Source organism: Piscicoccus intestinalis NBRC 104926 (genome assembly GCF_001515525.1).
GTDB lineage: Bacteria > Actinomycetota > Actinomycetes > Actinomycetales > Dermatophilaceae > Kineosphaera > Kineosphaera intestinalis.
This window is the reverse complement of sequence record NZ_BCNQ01000211.1, coordinates 1-5,791: the sequence shown is the minus strand read 5'-3', so window position 1 is coordinate 5,791 and position 5,791 is coordinate 1. Positions and strand designations below refer to the sequence as shown.

Annotated in this window: 7 protein-coding genes and 1 pseudogene; 3 read left to right on the top strand and 5 right to left on the bottom strand. The window is 68.2% G+C overall.

The window, feature by feature from the left end:
• Positions 1-86 precede the first annotated feature (86 nt).
• Complete coding sequence (locus PINTE_RS20040) at positions 87-737, top strand: recombinase family protein (protein WP_068434166.1); 651 nt, start codon at positions 87-89, stop codon at positions 735-737.
• An 80-nt stretch (positions 738-817) separates the two neighbouring features.
• On the top strand, positions 818-1,285 hold the full coding sequence (locus PINTE_RS20035; protein WP_068434164.1) for a hypothetical protein: 468 nt from the start codon (positions 818-820) through the stop codon (positions 1,283-1,285).
• A 137-nt stretch (positions 1,286-1,422) separates the two neighbouring features.
• Here the strand turns inward: PINTE_RS20035 and PINTE_RS20030 are convergent, their stop codons facing one another.
• Positions 1,423-1,788 (bottom strand): hypothetical protein, encoded by a 366-nt coding sequence (locus tag PINTE_RS20030; protein ID WP_068434162.1) that lies wholly within the window; start codon positions 1,786-1,788, stop codon positions 1,423-1,425.
• 34 nt (positions 1,789-1,822) lie between these two features.
• The gene (locus PINTE_RS20025; RefSeq protein WP_068434160.1) at positions 1,823-2,749 is read right to left on the bottom strand and encodes a toll/interleukin-1 receptor domain-containing protein; all 927 of its coding nucleotides are present in this window, start codon (positions 2,747-2,749) and stop codon (positions 1,823-1,825) included.
• Between the two features lie 112 nt (positions 2,750-2,861).
• Here PINTE_RS20025 and PINTE_RS24655 point away from each other — a divergent pair, with 112 nt between their 5' ends.
• Positions 2,862-3,371, top strand: coding sequence for a PH domain-containing protein (locus tag PINTE_RS24655; RefSeq protein ID WP_068434168.1), 510 nt, complete (start codon positions 2,862-2,864; stop codon positions 3,369-3,371).
• On the opposite strand, the gene PINTE_RS20015 is transcribed toward PINTE_RS24655, so the two are convergent.
• The 3 genes and pseudogenes from PINTE_RS20015 to PINTE_RS20010 form a co-directional block, all read right to left on the bottom strand.
• The gene (locus PINTE_RS20015) at positions 3,368-4,306 is read right to left on the bottom strand and encodes a recombinase family protein (RefSeq protein ID WP_304609752.1); all 939 of its coding nucleotides are present in this window, start codon (positions 4,304-4,306) and stop codon (positions 3,368-3,370) included. The genes PINTE_RS24655 and PINTE_RS20015 overlap by 4 nt on opposite strands.
• Positions 4,283-4,642: pseudogene (locus tag PINTE_RS25245) on the bottom strand (recombinase family protein); the annotation flags it as partial. The pseudogene PINTE_RS25245 and the gene PINTE_RS20015, both read right to left, overlap by 24 nt.
• Before the next feature lie 324 nt (positions 4,643-4,966).
• On the bottom strand, positions 4,967-5,791 hold an 825-nt coding region (locus PINTE_RS20010; protein WP_217996663.1), incomplete at its 5' end, for an HAD-IC family P-type ATPase.

Below are 5,791 nucleotides of genomic sequence, written 5' to 3'. Positions count from 1 at the left end.
CCGGTCGCGAAACAGATTCGAACGATCCTGTTTGACAGTTCCTCCCTGGACAAATTGATTGTCGATCAACCGGAAGGGGAAAGCAGATGAAGGTCATCGCGTACACGCGGGTATCCACCACGGACCAAGCAGAGAACGGATATGGACTAGACGCGCAGCGCGCTGCCATTTCCCGAGAGGCCGAGCATCGCGGCTGGGACGTGGAATGGACCGAGGATGCGGGCGTCTCCGGTGCCAGCCGGAAGCGCCCCGGTCTTGAGCACGCGCTGTCGCTGCTGCGTGACGGCAGGGGACAGGCGCTGGTCGTCGCGAAGCTAGACCGGCTGGGGCGCACCGTCTCCGGGTTGTCGCGCGTCATCGACGAAGCCGTCCAGCACGGCTGGTCGCTGATCGTGCTGGACATGGGCATCGACTCCACGACCTCCGGCGGACGCATGATCCTGCGCGTGCTGTCTGCTCTGGCCGAGTGGGAACGCGAGCAGATCCAGGAACGGACCCGAGCCGGCCTTGCTGCCGCGAAGGACAAGGGCGTCGTGCCGGGTCCCAAGTCCACCGTCCCGGCTGAGGTCATCGCGCGCGTCCTTGACCTCCACGCCGAGCAGATGAGCCTCACGGCCATAGCCCACCTGCTGACGACAGACGGCGTGCCGCTGCCGTCCGGACAGCCGGGCATGTGGCAGCCGAGCCAGGTCCGGCGGGTGGTGTCACGTGGCGCTGACCTGCACAGACGCGGTTGACACATGCATCCCGCTGGGACATATTGTCCACATGCTGAGACGCCGCGAGGTCCGCGGCGCACCGACGAAAGGACACGATCATGGCCATCAACCGCGCTGCTGACCTCGACCTCGACCAGACCGACGGCAAGTGGGTCGTCACCTGCGAGGACCACAACACGCTCGTGCAGGTCCCCAGCCGCAACGCCGCACGCACCGTGTCGACGGTGGACTTCTGCGAAGCGTGCCGCACCGCTGCTGATGGCGACGCCGCCCCTGCTGAGGACGCCGACAAGCCGCTGACCCGCAAGCAGTGCGCTGCTGCGCTGGCCGAGGCCGGGTACACCGGACCGACGTCGTACACGATGGCGGTCCTGCGCGAGGTGGTGGCGTGGGTGCAGGCCGGGTCGCCGAAGGACGCCGAGGGCATCCCCTCCGGTGCCATCGCGGCCGTGCACCCGGAGGCCAAGCCGTCGCGCCGCACCTACGACGCCGCCCTTGCCGACCTCCGGGCGCTGCTGGACAACGGCGCGGACCTCGACGCCGTGCGCGAGTTCGCCTCCGCCTGACCTGTCCGAACGAAGGTCCCCGCCTCTACCGAGACGGGGACCTTTCGTTTGCCCGCGACCAGACGCCGCCAGACCATCCCTGGACACGCGGCCCCTGCTGGCCGGGGTGGTTGCCCGCCCGAGGGATTCGCGTGCTGCTAGCTCGCCCCTCGTGCCGCCTTCAGCCGGTAGTACGTGTCCTTGCCGGGCATCCCGTTCGACACGAACTTCCTGTTCCCACGACCCCAGTCCTCGATGGACTCGCCCACGAGGTGGTTCAGGGCTTCGTCAGACTCGCCGACGAAGTGCCACCGCTTGGACGTCGGGTCGGGCTGCCATCCCGTGATGCGGTAGACCGCCCGGATCTCGTCGTTCGAGTAGATGACAACGTGCTTCAGCGCGAGTCGTGAGTTCTCCTGGGCGCGGATAGAGCGAGCGCGGACGTGCTCGTACAGGTCATCCGTCGCCGGGAGCCGTTGGAACCGTAGGATGGCCGTTGGCTCCTCGAAGTCAGCCAGAAGCATGTGAGGAGGTTACCGGGCAGGCCCCACATCATCGCTAGAACGGCGGCTCGTCCCAAGGGTCGCTGGGTGCCGGGGGCTCGAACCGCTCGACGAGTGCCTTCACGAGGTCCGGGAGTGGTGTCCCGCTGACGTTGGCCTTGTAGACCTGGTCGTTGGTCTCCACGGCGTACTCCAGGCGTCGCAGTTGGTCGCTGGTGATCACTGGCTCCCGCTCGATGTGCTGCCACAGGCTTCGTGTGTGGTTGAAGTTCGAAGAGCCGACGAGGGCCTCGACAGTCGCAGCGAACGCCTTGTCGTGCGTGCGCTTGTCCTGAAGTAGCACCGGCAGCACCCTCGTCGCGACGTACCACTCATGTAGATCTGGCAGGGTGAAGTCGTGATGCTCCTCCATGAATCCGTCTCGCACCGCGCTGCGGTCGAAGTTGGGCGGGCGGATCGGTACCACGGGGATGTTTCGTCCCAGCGCCCAGCCGACCTCCTGGTCGCACCACTGGCTCTCGTGGAACCGGGGATGCCACAGGGCGAGCAGCGCGTCGCAGGAGTTGAGTCCCGCCTTGATCACCTCGCGCCACCGCTTGCTCGGGCTGATGTCGTCATGCGCTACGAACACGTCCGTGCCGAACCGATCTGCCATGAGTCGCTTCACCTTGCCAACAAAGACGCGGTCCTCGTGGACGTGCGAGAAGAAGAGTCGGAGGGGCCGGTCCGCCCACGGCACGTCTGAGACGTCCGGCGCGCTAGGGCCGGCATCCTCACCCATGAGGTAGGCATGGAGTTGGAGCAGCTCGTCGTCGGTGCCCTCGCGGATCGATGCGATGCAGTAGTCACGGTTGTCGAGGTACTGGTCGTCCCACGTCTTGAACCCAAACTCCTGCAAGACCAACTGCATCTCGCCGTGCTCGCGCGTCGCGAGGCTGTCGGCGCACTCCTTGATCAGTCGAACACGCTCCCCAGGCTTCATGGGCCGAGCATGGCACGCGCCTCCGACACCGTGACCGTGGAGGCGCCTCAAGCCCGGTGCGATCCTGTCGATACCTGATGCGGGACCAATGCTGAAGAGACAGGACGGCAAGATGGCGAAGTTGGACAAGTTGGTGGCTCAGGCTCAGGACCACCTGGAGCCAGGTGAGACGGTCCGCGCGGCGGTCCAGGGCCAGTACGAAGTGAAGATCATGGGTAGCGACACCGTGCGTGCTGGCGTCCTCATCGCCACCGACCGTCGCCTCGTCTTCTACGCGAAGAAGTTGACCGGCTACGACCTCGAGTCGTTCCCGTACCGGAGCATCTCCTCGTTCGAGCAGTCGAAGAACATGATGGGTCACGCCGTGACCTTCTTTGCCTCGGGAAACCGCGTCCACATGAAGTGGATCCCGATCAACACGGACCTCGCCGCGTTCACGTCCGCCGTGAAGCAGTCGATGGCTCCTGGTGACGCCAGCCCTGCTCCGACGGCCCAGCCCGCGAACGACGGCCGTGGGGACGTGATGGCTCAGTTGAAGCAGTTGGGCGAACTTCGCGACGCGGGCATCGTGACGCCGGAGGAGTTCGACGCGAAGAAGGCTGAACTGCTGAGTCGTCTCTAGCGCGTCTCGATCCGAACCCCGAGGTTCGTATGACGACCACCGCCGACGCGGTCGATCGTCACGGTAAGTAACCTCTGGACCAGCATCCGCTGTTGATCGAGGGTTGCCATGTCCCACCGCGTCCAGGCTGTGTAGAGCGCCTCGTAGCCGTGCCACACCTTCGCCAACTCGTCGCCCGCGCCTTCTGCCCTCCGGAGGTCTTCCTCGGCAACTTCACGTTCGGCGGTCAGCGACTCGGAGATGGCTCCCAACTGCGCTGCGGTGATCTTGCGCTTGGTGAACAGGTCCGCTGCCTCGGCCAGTTGCGCGTCGATGCCCTTGATCCGCTGCTCTGCCTCGCGGTACGCCTTCGGGTCACCGGCGAGCAGGTGGCGCATCGTGTCGGCCGTGCCGAGCCGGTCGAGGACGGCCGTCCTCACGGCGTCGTCCACTGCGGCCACTCGTCGTCGAACGTGCGAGGACGGGCACATGTACGACTCCTTGTGGACCTTCAGCCGCTGGCCGCACTCACCGCAGACGGCGAGACCGGACAGGAGATAGCGGCGCTCGGAGCCGCGCGAAGTGTTGGTCCGTCGGGCTGGGTCTTGGAGCAGCGCCTTCAGCCGCGCGAAGGTGCGGTCATCGAGGATCGGCTCCCACTTGCCCTTGCCGACCACGCGGCCTTGGTGGACGAGATTTCCGGCATTGCGCTCGCGGAGCAGCAGGACCCGGACGTGGCCGGGTGTCCATGCCTTCGCCGTCTTGCCGGGCGGCGGCTCGCTGCGCTCGTTGAGTGACTTCGCGATGGATCGCAGCGACTCGTCGGCGAGCGCGCGTTCCGCCGCCTCGCGGATGACCGCTGCCTGCTTCTCGTTGACTTCGCCGCCTGGCAGCCAGCCGTAGGCGCGACCATGGGGAAGTCCTTGGTCTGCGCGCTGCTTCAACTTGCGGACCACCCGCTCGCGGGTGCGCTCCGCTTCGGCTGCGTCCCATGCCGCGATCGTTCGAGCTACAGCCCGGCCGTCGGCAGTGGACAGGTCGTGGTCACCCGACACGACCGTTCGGATCTTCACGGAGTGCTGCTCGTGCAACTGAATCAGTCGCTCGAACTCGAGCGGTCGCCGGGTCAGGCGCGAGTTGCTGTACGCGAGGATGTAGCCGAACTCGCCTGCTTCGGCGCTGCGCATCATGGCCTCGAACCGGGGCCGGGACTTCTTCGAGAACGTGGACGCAGAGATGTCGTTGTCCACGTACTCGGCGGCGACCGGCAGGCCCAGCCGCTCCGCCAGTGCCCGTGCGTCCTCTACCTACCGGCTGACGCCGAGGAAGTCCTCCGGGTCGTCCGTCTTCGAGATGCGGGCGTAGATGACGGCGGTCTGAACCACCGGTCTATTGTATCCCTAAGGACACGCGACCCCGCCGAACCGAGCCTGACGATCTGGCGTCTCGAGGGTGGCCCCGGCGGCGACTACGTGGAGGCGGGCCGCGCCCGCGGCGGGCAGAGCGCGCGGGTCGCGGAGCCGTTCGAGCTCGAGATCGTGCCGGCGGAACTGGTGCGGCTCCCGGGTCGCGGCTGACGGTGCGGCTCCCGGGCCGCCGCTGACGGGGCGGCTCGCTCATTCGTCGGCGGGCGAGGTGGCGCGCACGCCGCGCAGCCGCAGCGAGTTGAGCACGACGACGACGGAGACGACGGCCGAGGCGAGCGCGGCGACGACGGGGGAGATGACGCCGAACGCCGCCAGCGGCAGCGCCACGACGTGATAGCCGAACGCGACCGCGAGGTTCTCCACCCCGATCCGCAGCGTGCGGCGCGAGAGCACGAGCGCGTCGGCGACCGCCGCGAGCCGGCGACGCAGGAGGGTCAGCGTCTCGGGGGCGGTGTCGCCCTCGGGCGCAGGCCGGCCGGCCGTCGACCGGGTCGTCGCGGGGGCCATCGCGATGCCGAGGTCGGCGGCGGCGAGGGCGGGGGCGTCGGCGACACCGTCTCCGACCATGGCGACGGTCAGGCCGCGGTCGCGCAGCTGCTGCACGACCTCGGGGGCGCGCGCGGGGCGGACGCCGGCGAAGACGTCGTCGGCGGCGATCCCGATCTGCTGGGCCATGCCGCCGGCGGTCGGCGCGGTGTCGCCGGTGAGCAGGAAGGGGTGCAGCCCCAGCTCCTGGAGACGCTCGACGCCGGAGGCCGCGTCGGGGCGCACGCCGTCGGCGAGGGTGAACGCCGCGCGGGCCACGCCGTGCCAGCCGACGTACACGGCGGTGCCGGCGACGTCGAGCTTGGCGATCTCCTCGGGCACCCGGGCGAAGCACTCGGCGCGGCCGAGGGTGACCTCGGTGTCCTTGATGCGGGCGGTGCGGGCCTCGGGGGCACGGCGTTGCGCGGACCCGGTCGAGTCGGTGGAGCCGGTGGTGTCGGTGGCCGCGGGCACGGCGAGCCCGCGCTC

Bases quoted from the DNA above. Each gene is read 5' to 3' on its own strand.
- PINTE_RS20035 (WP_068434164.1), top strand. From the start codon at position 818: ATGGCCATCAACCGCGCTGCTGACCTCGACCTCGACCAGACCGACGGC.
- PINTE_RS20040 (WP_068434166.1), top strand. From the start codon at position 87: ATGAAGGTCATCGCGTACACGCGGGTATCCACCACGGACCAAGCAGAG.
- PINTE_RS20025 (WP_068434160.1), bottom strand. From the start codon at position 2,749: ATGAAGCCTGGGGAGCGTGTTCGACTGATCAAGGAGTGCGCCGACAGC.
- PINTE_RS24655 (WP_068434168.1), top strand. From the start codon at position 2,862: ATGGCGAAGTTGGACAAGTTGGTGGCTCAGGCTCAGGACCACCTGGAG.
- PINTE_RS20030 (WP_068434162.1), bottom strand. From the start codon at position 1,788: ATGCTTCTGGCTGACTTCGAGGAGCCAACGGCCATCCTACGGTTCCAA.